Source organism: Xylanibacter sp. (genome assembly GCF_057607445.1).
Genome location: NZ_DBLZAX010000007.1, coordinates 29,718 through 52,568 on the forward strand (window position 1 = coordinate 29,718; position 22,851 = coordinate 52,568).

Here is a 22,851-nt window from a genome sequence, read left to right on the forward strand (position 1 = left end):
TCAAAACACATTTTATTTAACCATCAATTTGAATGTTTTTTCGTGTTCATTTCCAGACACCTTAACAATTGTCACGCCTTTATAGCCCTGCAGCGCAAACTTGCATGCATCGCCGTCGGCCACACCCGAATAAAGAATCTGTCCCGAAGGTGAAGCACAAGTTATCTTGTCACCGGCATGCAGACCGCCAAGAATCACCATGCCCCTGCCGGCCGTTGCATAGAGGTCGCCGCCTACAGGAACGAACACACCTGTTGCATCATATTTGAAGTAAGCTGGCTCGGAAGAGTCATAAAATAGAGAACCGTCACCTGCAGTTACCGTAATGGCATAAGTCTTGCCTGTGAGGAATTCACCGGCAGAAGTCTCGCCGATAGTCATCGTCGTACCGTCATCAGGTGTCGCTCCTGAAGCAAGCATATCCCATACATAGCCATCGTTATAAGACATTGTGAGGTAGTTGATTGTAGCTGTACGGCCGCCGTAATTGAGCGAGAAGCGCATCTTGCGGTACTTCTTGTCTTTTACATAATTCTCCAACAACACCTCAGAGCCTTCAGTGTCAAGCGAGCTTACCTCCTTAGCCGGACCTACAGTTTCCCACGTCTGTCCGTCTACAGTTCCTTCTATCTTAACTACACTCGTGCCATAAGGACCGCCTGACTTAAGGATAAATTTACAGTCGGTTATTCCTTCAGGATAGTCACGTGTCTCTACAACTCCATTACCATAGAATGAAAGTGTACCGGCTCTTACTTCGACATCGCCCGTAATATCAGCAAAATCGCTCAACGGAACGAACACAGTATTGTTGAACACTTCGTCTGTTACTTCAGCAAAATCAAGATAATATTTTGATGCGTTTTTAACCGGAGTCCAATCAACCTGCAGTGTACTGTTGTCCTTAAGTCCAAAATTGGTAATCTGAGGCTTTCCGAGCTTCTCTGTAAGATAGAATTGCCATAGCCACAGGTTTGTCTGAAGTTTCTTCGATTTGCATACAAAAGCGATATACACTTCTTTGCCTGCATAATCCTTAAGGTCAACCTCTTCAGGAACGGCTTCGACAAAGCTGTCTGCAAAAGAGAAACGCTTGAGCAGATGGAAATCACAGATATCTCTTGACTCAGTCGATACGTATACATCCAAGTCTTCAACAGTGGTTGACTCCATCACACCTCGTATAAAATACAAAGCGCCATTCTCCGGAACCTTCATGCGGCACGAAATAAGCCAGTCGTCAGCATCGTTCCAGTAGTCAAACTGATATACTACGCCTTCTGTCGTCTCATCATAAATCCATGTAGTTCCGTCGCCGTTGTTGTCTACTATATTCCAGCAGTCAAGTTCACCGTTTGTCCATGAAGTAAAATCTCCAATATAAGGAGCCTCCATCACCTTACACTCCGTGGTGACAGGAACAGAAGCACCATATACGACAGAATTGTCTGCCATAACCATATATGCACGCACGTTGTAAAGACTGCCCGGCTCAAGTCCTGTTATCTCTGCGCTGACCTTATCAGCCACAGCGTCAACCTCCACGTGTGTTCCTTCTATTGTAGGTTCGTCTTTCAAAGCCCAGCAGAAACCCATCGACTTAACGTCTTGAAGTTTCTTGACAATTGTAGCCTCTGCCTTCAGTGAGGTGTCACGAATAGACTTAGGCACCTCTGTGCGTATCACAGATATAGGTGTAACTCCACCATTAACTTGGAATGTCACCAGTCCGTCGGACTCGTTTATGTTGGTGACAGATACGTTTACGGGGTCGCCGTTCCAGTTAATGGCCGCAGGCGATGATGTGGGAGAGAACTCCGTATTGCCCGAACGGCCCGGATAAGTGTCGCCGGCACGCGAGTTTGTATCATCTATGCCATCGGCGGCAACAATATACATACATCTGTGCTTGGCATTATTGTTAGGTCCGTTTATCGACCAGTATTTCTCCACCATCTCGTCGGTATAGTCATAATGGTAGATAAGCAGGCCATGGGCCGGGATATACTTGTCCCATCCTGTCTGCTGGCGATTCTCAAGCACAAACCACTCAAAGCCAGTACCGGGAGTTCTGTCGGGCTGGCAGTCGATATATCTTGCCTCATTGTCCGCAACAGTCTTCAGCGTAACGTCCTCAGCGTCTTTCAGTTCAACAGGCGAGCACCATCCCATCTGCATGCGTTCAAAGGCCATGAGGCATGGAGGTGTGCGGCTGTCGTTGTTATAACTTCCTGATGCATAAAGACTATAAGCACCGGGATCTATGCCGTAGCCGTCAGTATAGTCGTCTGTGTCGTACATATCCTTAAGTCCGAGCACATGGCCAAACTCATGAGTAAACGTTCCTATACCATCCATCTTCACTCCGCTTGTTCCGACAAGTTCGGCAGAGCAGCTGTAATTGTTACATGTTATGCCATCTATCTTGAACGCCTGATCTCCAAGAGTCCATGAGTGAGGCCACATATCGTCTGCATTTCCTGTACTTGCCTCGCTGTATCCGGCATAGATAACGTTGACGTTGTCCATATATCCGTCGCCGTCGTTATCAAACTGCGAGAAGTCCATGTCAGGATTGTCGGCCTTGGCCATTGTCAGTGCCTCGACAACCATATCGCGCGGATTTACGTCACCGCCGGCTGATTCGTCATTGGCAGCATAATAAGTCTGCTCATGAGCAAGAGTGTAAGGACCGACGACAACAAAATTAGGGATAAACTGCCCCATGGAGTTGTCTCTATAATAGTCTTTCACGCTTCCGGTACCTCCGTCAACAGAGTAGCCCGGCTCGTTAAGCCATTTTGTAAAATCCTCATTCTTGAAATTCATCGCCTTGTCTTTGAAATTGACAAGGATAACCAGATACTCACTTTCCTTAGTTTCAGCATTACTCTTAACCATACGAGGTGCAGAAACACTACGCGAAAGAATCTGTTCTGGGCGCTTTATATCTTTCTTTCTGAAAGACATAAGCAAATCCATCTGCTTGCGCACCGGAACCAGTTGACCGAGAAACTTCTGTTCGTCGGCCGAACGTTTTCCAACATTACTCACTCGCTGTGAAGTCAACAAGCGCAGCTTGTTTTTCTCATCCAGCCGTTCATACTTGAAAAAGCCATCCTTGTCCTTTCTGATAAGATAGCCGTCTACAGTGGTCGTGTAATGAAAATTCTCGTCTCCATGTATTCTAATAGTCAAAGTAGTGCCATCAGGCTGCACCACGGTAACTGGCCGGGGATTAGACTTGATGCCATAAACATTGACCGAGAAGCCAAGCGCGAGACACAGAATCAGAGCACTGAATTTCTTTGATCTTAACATTGATATTTGTATTAGTTAATGAAAAAAAACGGAAAGGCCTGACTCTTCAGACCTTTTCCGTGTATAATTTTTTGTATCAGTTATTTACAACTACTTTTACTGCCTTGTTATCAACTTTCACTACATACAGTCCCTTTTCAACATTGAATGTTGTCTGCCCCTTAATATAAGCAGAGCTTACCAGCTTGCCGGTCAGGTCGTATACATATACGCTTGCACCTTCTGCTGACGGAGTAACTGATATGCAGCCGGCTCCGGCTGATATTCTCTCAGCTGCCATGCCTGTGCCTGATATACCTGTAGCTATATTAGCAGTTACTGTCACTACAGCACCAATAGGATTCGTCTGCTCCAGCTTCATTATGTATCTGCCAGGAGTTTCAACCTCGTATGAAAGTTCATAAGAACCTATATAGTCAGGCGCAGAACCAGACACGTAGTTAGATGTTGCCAATATGGTGTTCAGGTCATCGCTCTTGTAAACAGACATCATGTAATAGTTAGATGCGTCAGCTGTTATCTTCAACTCACCCTTATCAAGGTCAGCATAATACCATACAGGATTCTGACGTGTTGCACTCTTCAACGTATTCTCACCTATGGTAAGCTCTATCGGATTATCAGAAGTCTCACCCGGCTCAAAGTCGCGCAAGTTGAACATCACCTTTTTGCCTTCCTGTGCAGACAAAGTTACTACCTCAACATAGAAGGCCTCGCCTTCTGACGCAATAAATTCGCCATAGAAGCTTGTTCCTCCACTGCTTGACTTTGTGATGTCTACATAACTGCTGCCTGTTTCACGCCATACACGTACCGTAGGCGACTGATATGAAGCATTGTTCTCATAGTTGATGTCTGAGCTTACCTCAAGCATGCCGTCTGCCGTAGCCACATACTTAAACCATGTTGTCTGAGCTGCAACAGGAACGTCGACTGACATGCCGTCTACTACGATTGCCGTCTCACGCGACTCGCCTTCGGCATATCCAACTTCTTCAAGGTCGAAAGAACATGAGCCTGAAAGACCTGACAACTTGATTATATACTCTGTGCCCTTAACAATCTCTGTCTTTACTGAGAATCCGCTCTGTACAGCAGTGCGATAAGATACGTCTGTGCCTGAAACAATAGGGAACTCGACCTTTATTGTAGGATCAGAAGGGGTTATCACCAGCCATCCATTCATAGTTGCCGTATAGCTGAAATACTTGTCGTTTACGCCATCAAGATTATTGGTACCGACTACAGCTTGAATGGGGTTTGAGTAAACCTCTCCCTCACCGATGTCTTCAACAGCGACATTATATTTAAATCCATTGATATCCTCATCGAGATTCCAGCATATAATATAAGCAGCACCGCCCTTCACCTCAGCTTTCACATCTTTTGTGCCTGACGCCAGCGGCGAATACATGTTAGTCTGTTCATATATTGAAACCTTTGTTTCTGAGCTCAACATCTCGGCATCACTGGTTACCTTCAAGAACTTTGAAGTCTCAGCCTCGCCTGGTATTTCTACTTTATAATAATATGTGCCGTTATAATCTGGAAGTGTATTCTCACCAAGATTTATCGCCATAGGATTGTCAAACGAATCGCCCTCGCCTGCTGCAGCAAAAGTCATGTCGAAATAGTCCGGTGTCGATGTCGTCTCATTCTTCTCTATGCAGATAAGGTAAGTCCTTCCCTGCACAACATTAAAGCGGGCCAGGAAACATCCGTCTACTGTGGCTATCGGCGAGTACATTGAAGACGCATCATACACACTTACCGTTCCGCCATAGAGATACGACTCTGACTTCAGCATGACGAAACCATTTTCCGTTGCCACATAATCATACCAATATTTACCTATTTCTGCCGGCAGTTCATTATCCACAGCCTTGCCTTCAAAAGGATAGTCACTCGAAGATCCTAAAGTAGGATGCGTAATAACAAAGTTACCGATAAGCGGCGATGTGGAAGCCTTAATCTTTATTATATACACCTTTCCGGCTTCTACTTCAGTTTTGCCAACAACCGTACCGCTGACATAGCTCAAACTGACGCTCGTTTCCTCACTGCTGTTTTCCTCGCAGACAGACAGGCCTGACAAAGAGCCTGTAAAGGTCATCTCGAGCACACCTTCTTCTGAGCACTCATATTTTAGGTATGTAACAGAAGAGTATGTTTCTGTACTATAGTTACTTGGAATAAAGAAGTCGCTCTGCCCCGTTACGTCGATAGCTTCCTCCTTGGTCTGTCCACCTTCGACAATAGCATTTTCTGCTTTCATGTCAAACGAAATCTCGCTTCCGCCCCTTGTGTTCAAAATAAGATAAACCGTCTGACCAGCCTTAACAGGAACAATACGGCCTGTTGCAGAGTTTATTCCATAAATCATTTTGTTGTAGGTACCGTCTTCAGACATCACATAACTTAACCCTTCACCTTTGACGGTTGTAAAAGTCAGCAATTGTCCTGACTCAGCCGGTGCTGTATACTTATAATACAAAGTAACATAGCCCGACTGACCTGTCAGATCATAACTGTTTGTTCCAACCTGCAAATCTAATGCCGTAGAGACATCAGTCTGCGCAAACAAACTGCATAAACAAAATTGCAGAAATGTTAAAAGTATTAACTTCTTCATAAGCACTAATTTAATGTTATAATGTTATTGTTTTGCGACAAATGACGTATTATCTTATCAATTTGAGTTTAGATTTACCTTTATCTTATATTTTAACATCTTATAGTGCAAATATCGTAATATTTTTTAATATCAGCAAAAGATTATGTAATAAAATTTAGTTAATATACATTAATATAATTATTATAGATATATTTCGTTATTTTTAATACGAATAATAACTTTTTCAAGTCGATATCATACGATTTAATAGTAATTTCACATAAATAACAAAATAAACACTCGTAAAAATATGTTATAGACAGATACATTATATTAAAAAATACATATAATAAAAATGGCTACCAAGCTTACAGAACGGTAAAATAAACTATATATATTTTCAGGTAGACACCAAGGCAAGAAATCGTTAATTTACAGAAAATATTATATTTTATACAAATCACGATTGCTTAAGAAAGGAGAATACACATCCGCAAAAGGAGCCATGTCATGAATCAAAAGGCCACATTTCAGCATACAAAAGCATATCTTTCATGATACATTTAGGTATATTTTGCAGAACATGGAACAATACATTAAAATAAAAAATTCTAAGTTTTATACATAAAATAATACCACTCATCCAATATCCGTCATTAACCATATTTGAATATTACCTAATCAAGACATTTATGAATAACAATGGTTTGCCAGCTTATACAATTAACAAAAAGCATTATAATCATCTCAGCATAATTTTACGAAAAACTCATCACTCGTCATATCCGAACATAACATATTGTGTTTCATAGATAAGTAATGTGACAAGTTGTGTTTTTAACTCATCACGCAACAAGTAAATCATTATCTTGTTGTCCTTTCCTAAATTTGGTTGACTTCAAATATATGATTCTCTCCATGATATCTGCGTGACGAGTTGACAGCCCAGCTCATCACGTTCTAACTCTCTGTTTGTCAGGACATTACTGTAAATTACAACGTGAAATGAGTTACTAATGAAAAATATTCTTACAGCAGCCCAAAATCTGTGACAGAACACAGGAAAGCCATACATAAGAACATACAAAAAAGGTGGATACACATTAATGCGTATCCACCCTATTTATATTGAATATATGACTTAACGTCTTATTCAGCAAAACACTTATGCAGCCTTAACCTCTGATGTCTTGTTGGCCTTGCGACCTAAAGTGATGTAAGCAATAGGAGCTGCAATGAAGATTGAAGACAGTGTACCGAATACAACACCGAGAATCATCGCGAACGAGAAGCTGCGGATGCTGTCACCTCCAAGGAAGAAGATACAGAGCAATACCAGCAACGTTGTTGAAGACGTGTTGATTGTACGTGCCAATGTCTCGTTCAGAGAGTCGTTGAATATTGTCCAGTAGTCACGCTTCTTGTACAGTCCGAGGTTCTCACGTATACGGTCGAACACAACCACCTTATCGTTGATTGAATAACCGATAACGGTAAGGATAGCTCCGATGAACGTCTGGTCGATTTCGAGAGAGAACGGAACCAGACCCCACAATGCTGAATAGAAGCCGATAACGATTATCGTATCGAGAGCCAGAGCCACTGTTGAACCAACAGAGAAGGCTACATTGTGGAAACGGATGAGGATGTATAAGAAGATGGCTATAAGAGCGAATATGACGCTTATGATAGCTCCGTAAGTGATATCCTTAGCAACTGACGGACCCACCTTGGCACTACTGATAATAGAACCGCCTGCGCGTACATCAGGATTCTTGAACACCTCTACGCTCTTCTGTGTCACCATGCCTGCGCTTGAGAGCGACTTGAACAGGATGTCCTCTACCTCGTTGTCAACTGCCGGATTGTTAGAGTCAATCTTATAGTTAGTTGAAATACGGATGGTTTTGTGGTCTGTACCCAATGCAATTGCGCTCACTGTACTGTTCGGGAATGCCGGACGGAGCACTGCAGTTACCTGCTCAGGCTCTACGGCCTTCTCAAGCTTGATTACATAGTTACGTCCACCTGTGAAGTCGATGCTCTTGCTGAGACCGCGAACTGCGAAGCTGATAGCGAACAGCACAACTGCAATACCTGCTATTGTGAAGGTCTTACGGTACATCGACATAAAGCCGATGTTTGTGCCCTGCAGGAACTTGCGAGATATCTTTGTTGTGAAGTTCTGGTTCAGCCACTTGTCTTTCTTCATCTTGTGCTCATAAACGAGACGTGTAAGATAAACGGCTGTGAAGAATGAGCAGCAGATACCGATTATAAGAGTTGTGGCGAATCCACGGATAGGACCTGTACCGAAGACATAAAGGATGACACCTGTTATGATTGAGGTAAGGTTAGAGTCGAAGATAGCAGAGAAGGCGTTGCCATAGCCGGCCTCGATAGCCTGCTTGAGCTGCTTGCCCTTGCGTAACTCTTCCTTGGTACGTTCATAGATAAGCACGTTAGCGTCGACGGCCATACCCAATGACAGCACGATACCGGCAATACCCGGCATGGTCAGCGCCGCCTGGAAGGAGGTTAGAATACCTAACGTAAAGAAGAGGTTAAGTATAAGTGCCAAGTTGGCCATCATACCCGGAATCAAGTCGTACATGACGATCATGTAGATCATCAGCAATACGAAGGCTACAACGAACGAGATAAGACCCTGCTGGATTGACTGTGCACCGAGTGAAGGTCCTACGACGTCCTCCTGAACGATACGTGCCGGAGCAGGCATACGTCCAGACTTAAGAGTATTGGCAAGGTCCTTGGTATCCTCGATAGTGAAGTTTCCGCTGATAGAAGACTGTCCGCCGGGGATTTCGCCGTTAACTCGAGGTGCGCTGTAAACAGCATCATCGAGCACGATGGCAATAGCCTTACCCACATTAGCCTTTGTAAGGGCTGCCCAGCGGCGTGCACCGTCTGAGTTCATGGTCATGCTTACCTCAGGAGCACCTGTAACGTTGTTAAACTGGTCTGTAGCATCTGTTATCACGTCGCCTTCAAGCGGAGCACGTCCGTTGCTCTGTGTAACCTTTATTGCATAAAGCTCGAACACATTCTTTACAGAAAGTCCGTCAGCAGGCTTAGCACCCCAAAGAAGTTTCAGGTTAGACGGGAGCACCTGCTTGGCAAGTTCAGATGTGATAATCTTGTTGATTGCTGCTGTATCGCGTACGTTAGCATATCCTACAACGCTCAGTGAGCCCTGCGGAGCCAGCTGCAACATAGCCAGCAGAGGATTCTGCTTCTTGGCGAGAGCGAGCTGTGCATCAGTCTCAGTAGCCTTGGCAGCGTTCTTTGCGTCGTTCTTTATCTGGAACTTAGGCTTAGCCTCTGCCTTTGCGGGTTCAGCCTTGGCAGCTGTGCTGTCGCTTACAGCAGTTGTATCAGCGGCAGTAGCAGACGAACCGGCAGCAAGGCGCTGGTTGATCTGAGCCAGATACGGAGTAACCTCTTCGCTGTTGAATGTCTCCCAGAATTCGAGGTTGGCGCTACCCTGAAGAAGTTTACGGATACGCTCAGGCTCGCGGATACCAGGCATTTCTACCATGATACGGCCCTGCTGTCCCTCAAGTTTCTGGATATTGGGCTGAACAACGCCGAACTTGTCGATACGGTTGCGCACTACGTTGTAAGAGTTGTCGATAGCCGACTGAACCTCTTCGCGCAGAGCCTTCTCCACCTCAGCGTCAGAGCTTTGTGTGCTCACCTTGCCCTTAAGCTGCTGTGTGGCAAAAACTTCAGCCAGACGATGTCCGGGCGCATTCTGATGATAATACTTAATGAAAAGAGAGATAAAATCACTCTGACTTGTCTCTTCCTCCTTCTTAGCCTGCTCCATTGATTTAACGTAGGCAGCGTCTGTCTTGTGGTCAGCCAGCACGTCTACAACATCAGGAACAGAAATCTCGAGGATTACGTTCATACCGCCTTTAAGGTCAAGACCCAGACCAATCTGCGTCTCCAAGCACTTCTGGTAAGAATAAATACCCAGATATTTAACAGAATCCTTGTAGTTCTGCTGGTCAATCGGGTCTTTAATCTTTGCTGCCTGACTGTCGTAATAGCTTGTTGCGACAGAGAAAGACAAATAGAAAATGCTTGCAAGCGTCAGTAAGACGGCTGTAACAATTACAATTCCTTTGTTTTGCATTTTGATTATTATTAATTTTTAATGTTTTTTCGAGTTTGATATTAATAGGGCACAAAGATAATTATTTTTTTAAACTTTGAAAAATTTAATGCCTCTTATTATTCATTTTAGCGGTTATTTTTATCCTTTCCACGCTTTTTGAGCCAACAATAAATGGGGTAATGGTCTGAATAGCCGATACTTCGGTCAACTTTGCACTTATAGGGCTGCCACAGCTTTGAGCACATTATGTTGTCTATGCGCACAAAGATGGCGTTGTGGTGATAGGATATGCCCGGACCGTTGCCCGACTCAACATAACAGTCGGTAAGCTCGCGCGCCAGAGTGCGGTGAGTGTACGATATGGGGTTGTCGTTAAAATCGCCGCAAAGAATCACGTTGTCGCCGCTCTTCCTCACATATTCGGCCACGGCCTCAGCCTGCGGCGCACGTATCTTGGCCGACTCTCCCAGCTTTACTGCCAGGCGTTTCGACTCAGCCCTCATCGTGTCGCTGCCCGCCTTGCCCTTAACCATGTCCTTGAAGCCGGCACGGTCGGCAAGCGACAGACCGGAAGTCTCAAAGTGATTATTAATTACCGTAACTATCTCTTCATCTACAACAACTCTAAATGCCGCACTGACATTGTTCTTCGATTCATACTCTATACGTTCACTTGATTTTATTGGATACTTGCTCAGCAACACAAGACAATCTCCACCGTTCTTACTTCTCACCGAGTCAACATAGTTGTATACATCCTTTACGGCATCGCGTAAATTATCAGTTATAACAGCCTCCTGCAGACACACTATATCAGCGTCTGAATTTATTATATATTCAAGTATCGGATTGTCGTGTCCTTTGGGGGCATTGTCGCTGGCAAAATTATGCACATTATACGACATCACCTTTATCGAGCCAGGCGGCACGTCGCGGCTGATGTTAAGCGGCCAGTAAGTACGCACGGAAGAATAGCTGACAACAAAACCAAGCAGGGAAATAAGCATGTACCTCCGCCTGAACACCGCGAAAAAGACTAGAAAGCAGAAATTGATAAATATAAAGCCTGGAAATATCAGTCCGATATTGGCCATTATAGGATGCTCTGTCGGATTGATGCGGTCCGACAGGCCTACCAGAAACATGGTAACAGCCGTTGCCACATTGGCCCCGGCTATTATCTGCAAAGTAAGGTCTTTAATTTTTTTCATTCACAATGAAGCACATCCGTCATGTGCTATTTTCCTCCGTCAAAGAGTTTACGTTTTTCCTCCTCGCTCAGGCTGTCGTATCCGCTTCGTCTAACCTTGTCGAGTATGCGGTCTATCTCGTCCTGTTCAGCCTTCTTGCGGGCGTTGTAGTCCCAGTCTGATTCGTTTCTTGTCCTGTCATATCCTCCGGCATTGTCCGACTTGCGGTGAGAGCGGCGCTCCCAGTTGCTCTTCAGGTTGTCGAAGAACTGCTGTCCCTTCGACCTTCCGAAAGTGCCTCCGCCCGGATTGTTGCGCCAGTATCTTATCAGCAGCCATCCGAAGAGCATACCACCGAGGTGGGCGAAATGAGCCACACTGCTGTTTGACGTGCCGAGAGCCGACAACAGCTCAACAACGATGTAGATGCACACAAACCACTTGGCCTTTATCGGCAGCGGAAGCGGGAATATGAACAGGCGCTCCTCAGGAAACAGCATGCCGAAAGCAAGCAGCACACCGTAAATGGCACCAGACGCGCCTACTGTTGTCCAAAGATTGAGAATAGCCGAGCTGTTATGCGCCACTGCCATTATATCGCCGAAGCCAAAGCCCGGTATCTGGTCGCTGGCAAGCATGTAGAACTCGCCAAACTGTGTTATCAGCTGTATAAGTCCGGCACCGACTCCGCAGACCATATAATAGAAGAGAAACTTCTTAGGTCCCCACACATTCTCAACCACGCAGCCGAACATCCACAGGGCAAACATGTTGAAGAACAGATGCGTGAATCCGGCATGCATGAACATATAAGTGAAGAGCTGATATATCTGGAAATCGCGCGCGAGGAAGAAGTGAAGTCCAAACACGCTGTTCAAGTCAATGCCCTGACGGCCGAACACCCATGTGGCGGCGAACATAAGCACATTGATAATCAGCAAATTCTTTGTAATAGCAGGTATTCTGAACATACTCAAAATAATTTTTCTAGCATAATAAACGTCGGCAAAAATACTAAAAATATCTGTTATATAGCATAAAGCAGGGCATATACCAACTTTTTTTCATTAAATTCTTCACTTTTTTTTATTTTTTGTTTGACAAATAAAATGATTAGGCTATATTTGCGATAAAAATAGGTTGGGATAATTTTATACTCTAATATTTTAATAACAATTTTAATTATGAACAAAACAGAACTTATTGAAAAAATAGCTGCTGGCTCAGGTTTGTCAAAAGCTGATTCAAAGAAAGCACTCGACGCAACCGTTGCAGCCATCAAAGACGCTCTCGTAGCAGGAGATAAAGTTGCACTTGTTGGCTTTGGAACATTCAGCGTTAACGAGCGCCCGGCTCGCGAGGGTATCAATCCTTCTACAAAGGAGAAGATACAGATTGCTGCTAAGAAGGCTGCGAAATTCAAGGCCGGAGCAGAATTAACTGATGCTTTGAACTAATAAAAGCTTCGAAAATACATAAGCCTGTATCCATGCGGATGCAGGCTTTTTGTTTATCCTCACCGGCAGATGTGCTGAAGCATGTCAGCACCGCCATTTATGAGAAAACGGCAAGCAAACATACAGGATTTTCTCTTTAAGCGAGAATATTCAGACCATGTTTTTCACTGGCATTTCAGGCATCTGAAAAGCAGACGGTAAGACTTATACAAAAACTTAAAGATCAACCTTGCGCATGATAAAACAAAGCATCATGCAGCAGCATAATGCCAGACTCAGGCGCATCAATAAAACTATAAAAGAAAGGGAACAGGAAATAAGAAATCTGTGAAAAAAGAATTTGTAAGAATAAGAAATAGAAAAAAGTCCAGTCTAGCTTGTGTCTTGATTTTCAACAGTGTAAATGATCTTTTTTTTAAAAAAACGGGAGGAGACTACGACTTTCACAAGCCCAAATGTCTCCACCCTCCTGCAATCGACTAATTGGATATAATACAAATTGATACACGGTTCATGTCGTTGTCAGCAAACGGCTGGACTTCAGACCCTTTGTAAGAGGTCTTTATCTGCGACGCAGACACACCGCATTGTTCTGTAAGCATCTTCTTAACAGCCTCCGCACGCTCAGAAGACAGGCGGCTGTTTATAGCAGCAGTGCCTGTTCCGGCATCGGCGTAGCCTGTTATTTCGACAATTGCATTTTTATGATTGTTTAAATATTTAGAAAGTTCCACTACCTTTTCGCGCTCTGACTCACGGATAACGCTTGAATTTATCGTGAAGAATACGTCGCGCTTCATACCCTCGTCCTTTACTTCTTCTACAACGGGCTCGCTTACCGGCTTCTCTTCAACAACAGGCTCTACAATAGTCTGCTCTACAGGCTCCGGAGCCGGGGCAGCCTTCTTCTTGTAGGTCTTGCCCAGACGGATTGTAACGCTGGCAAGAGCGTTGAAATACCAGTCGGCATTGCCTGCCTTCTTTGAGTTGTACTTGTCAGAGAGGACGTTTGCGTTACCCTCGATGCCGAGGCTTACGCGGTCGCTAACGCGGAAGTCGAACGACAGACCGCCACGGCCTACGGGACGAACCTTTGTGCCGCTCCACACGTAGCGCATGTCATAGCCTGCGTTGGCCAGTTCGTTGGCCTCATCGTTACCAAAGCCGATGTTTGCACCGCCGCCGATGAAAGCTGTAACACTGAACAGACGCATTGGGTTGTAACCGCAGATGGCATTAGACAGATTGAACATAAAGTCAATGCCGGGGGCTACATAGTTGTACTTATACGTAGTGTTTACGGCCTTGCCGTCCAGCATGTATCCGTTCCAGCCGCCCTTGCTCTGCCAAGCATCTACAGAAAGACGTGTGGCAAACCACGGGGTAAACTGATATCCGGCACCTAACTGAACCGTAGGAGAAAGCAAGTCGCCAAAAGAGGCCTCGCCCAATGTATACTGGGCACCGCCGTGAACGCTTACAAACCAATGCCTGTTGAACTCGTACTCAGGTTCGCTTTCCTGAGCTGACACGGGATTTCCCATAAACAGGAAACCTGCGGCCAATAATAAACTTAAATAACGCATAGCTAATGGTTTTAATTTTTTCAATTGTTCTTATAATTATTCTCTTGAGCCACCTTGGCAATGGTGAGATACCAGTTGCCGCCAACACGTGTCGGATTAACCGAGCATTTTATCGTGTTAGGACGGTTGTCGCCCTTAGGTTTCTCAAAAAACTCGATCGTGTAACGCACCTCGGTGTCGCTGTCGCTATAGAGGAGAAGTTCATCTATCTTGTAAGACAATACCGGGAATGTGGTAAGAGTCTTGCGTATCTCCTTTGAGCGTTCTTCCGAAAGAGGCATCACCTTGTTGTCCTTAACCTCATACAGCTGGCTCATAGCGCCGTCGATGTCGTTGTTCTTCAAAGTTTCCAAGAACTTCTTTGTCATGTCGAGCAGCATCATGGTGTCCTTGCTTGTACGAACCATCTGCTGGTCCATACGTGGATCTGCCGGCAAGATAGTCTCCTTTTTCTTCTTATCGCCACAAGAAGCCACAATAAACAGGGCCAAGGCCATTACGACATATTTAGCTGATTTAATCATAGAAACTTTATTATTTTTAAAAGGAGCGCCCCTCAATTACAAGGAGCGCTCCCGATTGAAGTTTTATTTTCCTTTCAGATTCCTTTTATTCAAAGTCATCTGTAGCATCACTCCTTAACGTCTTTTCACAGATGCAGGCACCTGACCGCGAGGATAAACAGGTATCTTGACATACTCTGTCAGTTTACCGTATGCATATTCTACTGTTACAGGGATGTAAACATAGAACATTTCCTCTACGTTAGAACCACCATTGTTCTTGAAGGTGATGTTGTTGCCGCTCTGGCTCAGTGACAGGTTAACAGCTTTGTTTGTAAGCTCAGAGAGTTTAGCAGCTGTCATAGCATCAGCATAAGACAGGTCGTTGTTTGCAACAACGCTACCACCGTTAACAGCCAGTGTGTACTTAGCCTTGCTCAGATCGAAGAATATAGACTTAACGTCATAGTATTTCCAGAGCTGTACGGCATACTTCTCAAACTCAGTAGGATTACCGATAGCAGTCTGAGCCACTGCGTATCCGCGGAAGTCTGTTATTGAAACAAGCTTGCCAGCGTCAACTGTAGAACCGCTTACGAGACCTTCCTCGAAACCGCCCTTAGATACTGCGTCTACACGGATCGGAGCTATGAGGCATACATCATACTTCTTAACGAGAACCTTGTTGTATCCATTAATCTTAGCCCATACGCTGATACTGATCTTCTTGTCGTGAGTTCTAGCAGGAATACCCTTTTCGTCAGCCTGTGCAAGCGGGTTGATCAGGTTCCAAGCATCCTCTCTGTTTCTCGGAACGAACAGGTAAGGAGTTGCCTCTGTATCAAATGAAGTACCCCAAGACTTGTCACGGCCAGTCCATGTCAGGCGAGCTGAATTCTGAACACCATTCTTCAAGAGATAACCGTTAAAGTTAACCTGATCGATACCAGCCTCATCAAGGTCATTACCATTAACTGTGTAACCGGCGATTGTCTGGTCAGCAGAGAACTGAAGATCCCAAAGACCACATTCTGTCATGTTCTTGATGAAGAAGTTGTTACCTTTACCCCACTCTGATGTATAACCGAATGCACTTGTGAGGTTGTTGCGGTATACTACCTGTGCCTCTGTCTGTGCAGGTGTACCATACTGAACAGGCAGCACGTCATAAGTGTTATACTTCTCGAACCAGTATGTATCGAAGTAACCAGCGATAGCAGGCAGTTCAGGCAGTTTAACAGTGAACTTCCAAGTCATCTTCAGGTCAGGATACTGAGCAGGCATAGAAGATTTGAATGTTATAACCTTCTCAAGTGTTACATAACCCTTCTTCTGATCTATAGTCTTAACGTCGTCAGCATCAATTGTCCATGTAGCAGCAAGAGCATCACCATTCTCGTTAGTAGTGTTCTTGAATACTAAATCGCCATTTGTTGAGTTAGCCGGATCAATTGTTATATCATTGAAAGAATAAACTTTCTCAAATGTAGCCTGATCAAGACCTTCAGCCTGTACCTTTGCATAAACCTTAGTGATCAGCCAATCCCATGTAAGTTCTGCTGTCATTGCATCGCAGCTAAGTGTCTTCTCGTCAACCTTGTCATCAAGAGTTACGTCATCAAGCATTTTCTGAGACCACTTAATCTTCATATAGCGCTCGTCAAGAAGATTATTGTTTACTGTATCGCAAAGCATGATACGAACGATAGGCTCTTTACCTACGCAAGCCATGTTGTTAGTTACGCCGTCAGGAAGTTTTGAAGAAATAACACCCTCTGGAGTTACTGTTGCAAATTGCTGCTGGTCTGTTCCGTTAGGAGCAGCTGTGTTGTAAGTTTTTGAAGGAATAGCAAAACGGAAAGCAATGCCATACTTCTTCAACTCATCTCTTGTAATCTGAGTGTGCTTGTCAGCTCCGTTCAGGTAGCAACCTGTTACGAGCTCAGCAAGATTCTTTGTCTCATTGTAGTAAACCTCTGTAGTAACAAGCTCGTTGTTGTCAACCTTAGAGTTCCAGATGCTTGTGCTGTCAGCATAGTGATGCTGAGCGTCAGAAGCGTTCCAAGCAAGCTTAGCTATTCTCGGTCTGAATGTAGTTTCTACAAGACGAGAGTTCTCAGAATAGATGTCTGTTGTAGTATTATCCTTGTTGAAACGAGGAACCTTCAGAGCAACGATGTAAGTCTTGTTGTTGCCAAGATCAAGAGATCCTGTTGTAGTCTTCTTCAGTTTAACAGTCATAAGACCGTTCTTAAAGCTTTCGATACCGTTGAAAGCAACCGGAGAGTTATCGAGCACGGCTCTTACCTCAGCTGTAGCAGCAACGAAGTCGATATTCTCTGCATCAATATTCTCTTCCTTAACAGAGCTTGGGTTAAGTCTGTAAGTAGCTGTCGTCTGACCGTTGTCAACATAGACAGGTGCAATTTTAAGCTCACCGGTACCGCTTGTTCCAGGAACAACAGGAACATAGCTCAGTACACGGAACTCAACAGCCTCGATACCGCCAACATAGAGATCTGGAACGAGAGAAATGCTGTTCAGCAGTTTCTCAACAAAAACAGTAAGAGTATTGATGTTGTCGTTAAGACCGCCCTCACCGCTGATAAGGTTGTTCAGGTCGTCAATCTGCTTCTGAAGAGCCTTCTCAAGCTCATCAACGCTTGTTACAGTAGCATAGTCAGACAAAGAATTCTGAAGTTCAGAGATAGCCTCCTCTGCTGCAGAAACTCTCTTTTCGATGTTCTCAATGTCATAAGCCTCAAGCTTGTCGGCAAGATCCTTCAGATCATCAGCTGTAGGCAGAGCCTCGATCTGCTCCTTCAGTTTGTCGATCTGTCCCTGATAGTCAGCGTCAGCAATCTGCTGCTTGAAATCCTCAAGAGCCTTCTGCTGAGTTTCGAGATCCTTTGCAACAGCCTCTCTTGCGATAGTAGCGATGTCAAGGCTTTCAAGAGCCTCAACTCTACCCTTCAAGTCATTAACTGTCTTCTGAAGTTCCTTGAAGTCACCTGTCATGGCTGTGATTGTAGCCAAAGCTTCCTCAACGCTCTCAAGTCTTCCGTCAAGACCAGTAACAGCTTCGTTTACAGCATCAATTTTTGCGTTCAAAGCAGCCTCCTTAGCAGCGAGGTCACCTTCCAGAGTAGCAACTCTTGCCTCGAGTGCAGTCACAGTAGCCTGATCAGCTTTCTGACCGATGGCAGCCTGGAGCTGAGCCTTGGCATCAGAGATTTGAGTATTAAACTCGCTTCTTACACTGCTCAACTCGTTTGACAGTGTAGTCTGCAAGTCAGCCAACTGATTCTGTAAAGCAGTGATGTCATCTTTGTTCGCATTGATGTCATCCTCATAGTCTTTACAAGAAACGAACATGCTCATTGAAGCGCATAGGAACGCTACAAGAAGCAAAGAACTGAAAATTTTTCTTTTCATTTGATAAACTAATTTAATTAAAAACTATATATATAATTATTTTTGGATTATCTAAAAACCCGCTCTTTCTTACCAAGAGATAGACATATGCCCTGAAACCTTGCTGTTATCGGGATTTTCAGCTCTTTTTGTCAATAGTTATTGTTATTAATGCTTTTTTCAACGTTTTTGAAAAAAAATCATTAAATCATTTGCAGATATTAGTATTTGTTCGTATATTTGCATCGGAATTCTATCTCTTGGTAAGAGATATACAACGAAAAATCCTTATACCTTATTAATTATATAAGGAAGCATATCCAACTTATTTTCTACATTGTTTTCATGCAGGCATATTATCATGTCTCAGCACGTCATGTAGCTATGGCTGCCGGTAAGGAATACTGATGCTGAAAATTATGAAAAATATGCAAAAGTCTGAATATGATTTAAGGCTTAGAATCAGCAATCCGTACATGAAAATAATGCCACAGCATCTGCCATGCATGATTATATGTGCAGACTCGCCTGAAAAGTCTATTGTTTAAGGATAAAAAACGGCCCACTTTTGCACAAAAAGTGGCCCAGTTACGGAGCAAAAACGGGCCACTAACAGTCTGAAACAAAACAGATATAATTAGCTTAACAAAAAGCAGCGAAACAGACTATAATATCTGTGTCTGAAAGCAAAACAGGATAAAAATGTTACGATTTTCAGCGCATTTTTATAAACTAAATTATTTCATGGCATAGAAATAAAATAAAAAGTGCAGGACATCAAAAATTAATGATGGTATCCTGCACTTTAAAAATCTATATCTCTCGATAAAAAGATATTATTTATTCAACCATTTTTCAAACGAACCGTTATTATACTTTACTATATAAATGCCTTTAGGCAGCTTGTCCATATCGTCCTCCTGACATCTTACGCCATAAATGTCATATACAGCTATAATCTTATGCTTAGGTCCATTTTCGTCTATTTGCTGTACCCCTGAAGTCTGAAGCTGGCTCACAAGGTTGTCAAGACCGACAATTCTACTCTCGATTTTACCATTTATCTCGTCAATCTGAGACTCAAGACTATTACTGCACTCTGTAGGATATGCAGTCTTATGCAAATCCATGCTTTTCTGCAAAGCATCTCCATAAGTTGTATTCAACGCTTCAAGGCCGTTTTTAACATCTTCTGCCAATGTCGGCTTTATCTCTTCCCATTGTTTCTTATATTCCTTTACGAATTTTTCATTTTCAAACAATTTGGGATAATAAAAATAATCCAATTCGTGAAGCTGGCTCCATCTGTCATCGGCATCAGTCTTAAATGAAGAATCAAAATCCCACAACGGGCCCATCATCAATTTTGTTGCCACAGGATTACTCTCATCATAATCGTGTTTGTACATATACATGTTTGTGCCGGCGGCATCATCAGAGTTAAGAATGTCATGAACCAGAATCCATTTTGCAAAAGAAGCCAGGTCGATATATTCATCAACGTCCTTTCCCGAGTACAAAGCATCCTCAAAATCGTTAACGTATGCCTGGATGTTGCCGTTTATGGCGTCATCCACATCTTCAGCGTCAGGATACTTGTATGTCCACCCCATGACAGAGTTCTGATGGTCTGTTTTAAAATACAGGTCTTCGTTCCACCAATAGGCGTCGTTCTCTATAAGATAGCCTGATTTCTTTATATCAACCCTTTTGTCGCCGCGCTCTATGGCATCTGTAAGATAATACATGCCCATATATTTATCATTCATAACAAGATTAACAAAGGTATAGCCAGGAGTCCATTCCATACCTATAGCCTCACTCAGCACGAAGCCCAATACCGTAAGTATATTACTCTCTGCATTTGAGAATGCCGGATTCCATGTGCTTATCTTTAGCAGATTCCAGTCCTTTTCATTATATCCTTCATCTCCACGGCACAGCAGGTCAAACTTCTTCGACAGCTTTATTTTGTATGGTTTCTGTCCGGCAGAAGCACCGGTGCTATTTCCACGGATTTTTATTCTCATGCCTGACTCATCTTTTATATAATCACCCGAGTCATAAAGTGTTTCTCCATCAAGTGTCATCACGAGCCGGCCACATACATAGTCATTGGCTGTTATTCCTGTTCCTACACATCCCTCAGGCGGATAAACCACTTCACATGTCGGGAATTCACCATTCTCTGTAGTTATCGTCAGCAATGGTATTCGAGGCCAATCATTAATTACTGTACTATTTGTGCTGGTAATAGCAAAAAATAAAAACAAAAAAATCCAAAGTCCTTTCTTATTCATAACGTATTATTTAATTTACTCTTAAAAATATGTTGGTATTAATTTTAATCAAGTTTTAGCGTAATTGTGAGGTAACCTTTATAAATATAAATGTCTATACGGCGTACGTGGTAACTTTACACATACGCCGCATAAGACAATAATTATTTATCAAGGCTGCTTGCCGATGTAAGCAAGTATACCGCCGTCAACGTAAAGGATATGACCGTTTACGAAGTCAGAGGCGTCTGATGCAAGGAACACTGCCGGACCCATAAGGTCTTCAGGTGTGCCCCAGCGTGCAGCAGGAGTCTTAGACACGATGAAGCTGTCGAACGGATGACGGCTGCCGTCGGCCTGACGCTCGCGCAGCGGTGCAGTCTGCGGTGTGGCGATGTAGCCCGGACCGATACCGTTGCACTGTATGTTGTGTTCGCCAAACTCTGAGCAGATGTTGCGTGTGAGCATCTTCAGTCCGCCCTTGGCTGCAGCATAGGCAGACACTGTCTCACGACCAAGCTCGCTCATCATTGAGCATACGTTGATAATCTTGCCGTGGCCTTTCTTTATCATGCCAGGAATAACGGCCTTAGATACGATGAAAGGCGCATTGAGGTCGATGTCGACAACCTGACGGAAGTCTTCAACCGACATTTCTGTCATAGGTATGCGCTTGATGATACCGGCGTTGTTTACGAGGATGTCTATTGTGCCGAGTTCTTTCTCTATATCGGCCACCATCTGCTTAACCTCGTCTTCTTTTGTAACGTCGCAGATATATCCTTTGGCGTCGATGCCCTTAGCCTTATAGTCGGCCAGAGCCTGGTCCATGTGGTGCTGTGAGCGGCAGTTGAACGCAATCTTTGCGCCGGCCTGCGCATAAGCCTCAGCAATGGCAAAGCCTATTCCGTAAGCGGCTCCTGTAACCAGTGCCACTTTTCCTTCAAGTGAAAATCTCTTTGAAAATGTATCCATGGGTGTTTATTCTTTTTAGGGAGTTATAGTAGTTAAAGCAGTTACCGCTCACTGTCGTGAGCTTAGGAGTTAAAGTCAAATGTCTTGTTGCTTATTGCCATTCTGTCTGTGTTCAAACTAAACGGCCTATAAGTGCATTTGGCTTTAACTCCTTTAACTACTCTAACTTCTTTAACTACTGAAATATATTTACTTCAAATCCGTAATCTTTGAGAAGTCCTGATCGCCGTAGTCGAGGTTCTCGCCGCCCATACCCCAGATAAAGGTATAGTTGTGAGTGGCAGCGGCGCTGTGGATGCTCCATTCGGGAGACAGAACAGCCTGGTCGCCCTTCATCCAGATGTGGCGTGTCTCGTCTATCTCGCCCATGAAGTGGCATACGGCCTGATCCTCGGGCACCTCAAAGTAGAAGTAAGCCTCCATGCGGCGGCTGTGAACGTGAGCCGGCATAGTGTTCCATACGCTGCCTGTAGCAAGCTCTGTCATACCCATCTGCAGCTGGCATGTGGGCAGAACCTGAGAAACGAGCATCTTGTTGATGTCGCGCTCGTTGCTCATCTCGAGCGAACCCATGTGGGCAACAACGGCATCGGCCTTTGTAACCTTCTTGCAAGGATACTCCTTGTGGGCTGTTGTACTGTTAAAGTAGAACTTAGCCGGCTTCTGTGCGTCCTTGCTGCTGAAGAACACGTCGCGGTCGCCGCGGCCAATATACAGTGCCTCCTTGAATCCAAGAGTGAATGTCTCGTCGCCAACCTTAACGACGCCTTCGCCCTCGCCTACGTTGAAGATACCTATCTCACGGCGTGTTGTAAAGTAGTCGGCCTTCAGCGGGTCGATGGCCTCGAGCTTCAGCTCCTCGTTAACGGGCATTGCACCGCCTACAACCATGCGGTCGTACATTGAGTAAACCATATTTACCTCGTCAGCCGCAAACACTTTCTCGATAAGGAAGTCGCGACGGATTCTCTTGGTGTCATAGTTTTTTGCATCCTCCGGATGCGCTGCATAGCGGATTTCGTAATTTGTTTTCATAAATGTATTTGTTTTTAAACTAATTGTTTTTTGATGAAGACTGCATTCTATACAATGTGAAAGCTGCGCCGCACGCCGGCCTGAAGCTTTCACCACATAATCCGGCCCGCCCCGGCAGGCACTATTCTGAGTCCGACAAAAAAGCCGGTGTGAATGAAGCATACGGGGGCTGCCCTTTAATTGCTTGCAAAGATAACAAAAAAATCGCACCCCTACGTTATGAAAGGTGCGATTATTATATGAATAATATTTAAAAATGTTGTCCAAAGCGGATTCGAACCACTACAAACAGAACCAAAACCTGTTGTGCTACCATTACACCATTGGACAATC

General features: G+C 44.2%; 12 protein-coding genes and 1 tRNA gene. 1 reads left to right on the forward strand and 12 read right to left on the reverse strand.

Annotated features, from left to right (window positions below; genetic code table 11):
• Positions 1-12: 12 nt before the first annotated feature.
• The 5 genes from ACZMIG_RS06975 to ACZMIG_RS06995 all read right to left on the reverse strand — a co-directional run bounded on the left by ACZMIG_RS06975 (position 13) and on the right by ACZMIG_RS06995 (position 12,240).
• Complete coding sequence (locus ACZMIG_RS06975) at positions 13-3,321, reverse strand: M6 family metalloprotease domain-containing protein (RefSeq protein ID WP_487889354.1); 3,309 nt, start codon at positions 3,319-3,321, stop codon at positions 13-15.
• A gap of 76 nt (positions 3,322-3,397) precedes the next feature.
• A complete protein-coding gene (locus ACZMIG_RS06980) occupies positions 3,398-5,953 on the reverse strand; it encodes a T9SS type A sorting domain-containing protein (RefSeq protein WP_487889355.1) in 2,556 nt (851 codons plus the stop codon).
• Between the two features lie 1,147 nt (positions 5,954-7,100).
• A complete protein-coding gene (gene secDF, locus ACZMIG_RS06985; protein WP_487889356.1) occupies positions 7,101-10,097 on the reverse strand; it encodes a protein translocase subunit SecDF in 2,997 nt (998 codons plus the stop codon).
• A 107-nt stretch (positions 10,098-10,204) separates the two neighbouring features.
• Positions 10,205-11,290 carry an endonuclease/exonuclease/phosphatase family protein gene (locus ACZMIG_RS06990; protein WP_487889357.1) on the reverse strand — a complete coding sequence of 362 codons (1,086 nt, stop codon included), beginning with the start codon at positions 11,288-11,290 and terminating at the stop codon, positions 10,205-10,207.
• 26 nt (positions 11,291-11,316) lie between these two features.
• Complete coding sequence (locus ACZMIG_RS06995; RefSeq protein WP_487889358.1) at positions 11,317-12,240, reverse strand: rhomboid family intramembrane serine protease; 924 nt, start codon at positions 12,238-12,240, stop codon at positions 11,317-11,319.
• A gap of 213 nt (positions 12,241-12,453) precedes the next feature.
• On the opposite strand from ACZMIG_RS06995, the gene ACZMIG_RS07000 reads away from it, so the two are divergent.
• Complete coding sequence (locus ACZMIG_RS07000; RefSeq protein ID WP_021853382.1) at positions 12,454-12,726, forward strand: HU family DNA-binding protein; 273 nt, start codon at positions 12,454-12,456, stop codon at positions 12,724-12,726.
• Between the two features lie 479 nt (positions 12,727-13,205).
• Here ACZMIG_RS07000 and ACZMIG_RS07005 read toward each other — a convergent pair whose 3' ends face one another.
• The 7 genes from ACZMIG_RS07005 to ACZMIG_RS07035 all read right to left on the reverse strand — a co-directional run bounded on the left by ACZMIG_RS07005 (position 13,206) and on the right by ACZMIG_RS07035 (position 22,848).
• A complete protein-coding gene (locus ACZMIG_RS07005; protein ID WP_487889359.1) occupies positions 13,206-14,312 on the reverse strand; it encodes an OmpA family protein in 1,107 nt (368 codons plus the stop codon).
• Between the two features lie 20 nt (positions 14,313-14,332).
• Complete coding sequence (locus ACZMIG_RS07010) at positions 14,333-14,836, reverse strand: hypothetical protein (protein ID WP_125105262.1); 504 nt, start codon at positions 14,834-14,836, stop codon at positions 14,333-14,335.
• A gap of 114 nt (positions 14,837-14,950) precedes the next feature.
• Complete coding sequence (locus ACZMIG_RS07015) at positions 14,951-18,250, reverse strand: hypothetical protein (RefSeq protein ID WP_487889360.1); 3,300 nt, start codon at positions 18,248-18,250, stop codon at positions 14,951-14,953.
• A gap of 815 nt (positions 18,251-19,065) precedes the next feature.
• Complete coding sequence (locus tag ACZMIG_RS07020) at positions 19,066-20,529, reverse strand: CotH kinase family protein (protein ID WP_487889361.1); 1,464 nt, start codon at positions 20,527-20,529, stop codon at positions 19,066-19,068.
• Between the two features lie 150 nt (positions 20,530-20,679).
• On the reverse strand, positions 20,680-21,483 hold the full coding sequence (locus ACZMIG_RS07025) for a gluconate 5-dehydrogenase (RefSeq protein WP_021853508.1): 804 nt from the start codon (positions 21,481-21,483) through the stop codon (positions 20,680-20,682).
• Between the two features lie 189 nt (positions 21,484-21,672).
• On the reverse strand, positions 21,673-22,518 hold the full coding sequence (gene kduI / locus ACZMIG_RS07030) for a 5-dehydro-4-deoxy-D-glucuronate isomerase (RefSeq protein WP_021853509.1): 846 nt from the start codon (positions 22,516-22,518) through the stop codon (positions 21,673-21,675).
• Positions 22,519-22,777: 259 nt separating this feature from the next.
• Positions 22,778-22,848: transfer RNA gene (locus tag ACZMIG_RS07035), tRNA-Gln, on the reverse strand.
• Positions 22,849-22,851: the final 3 nt, after the last annotated feature.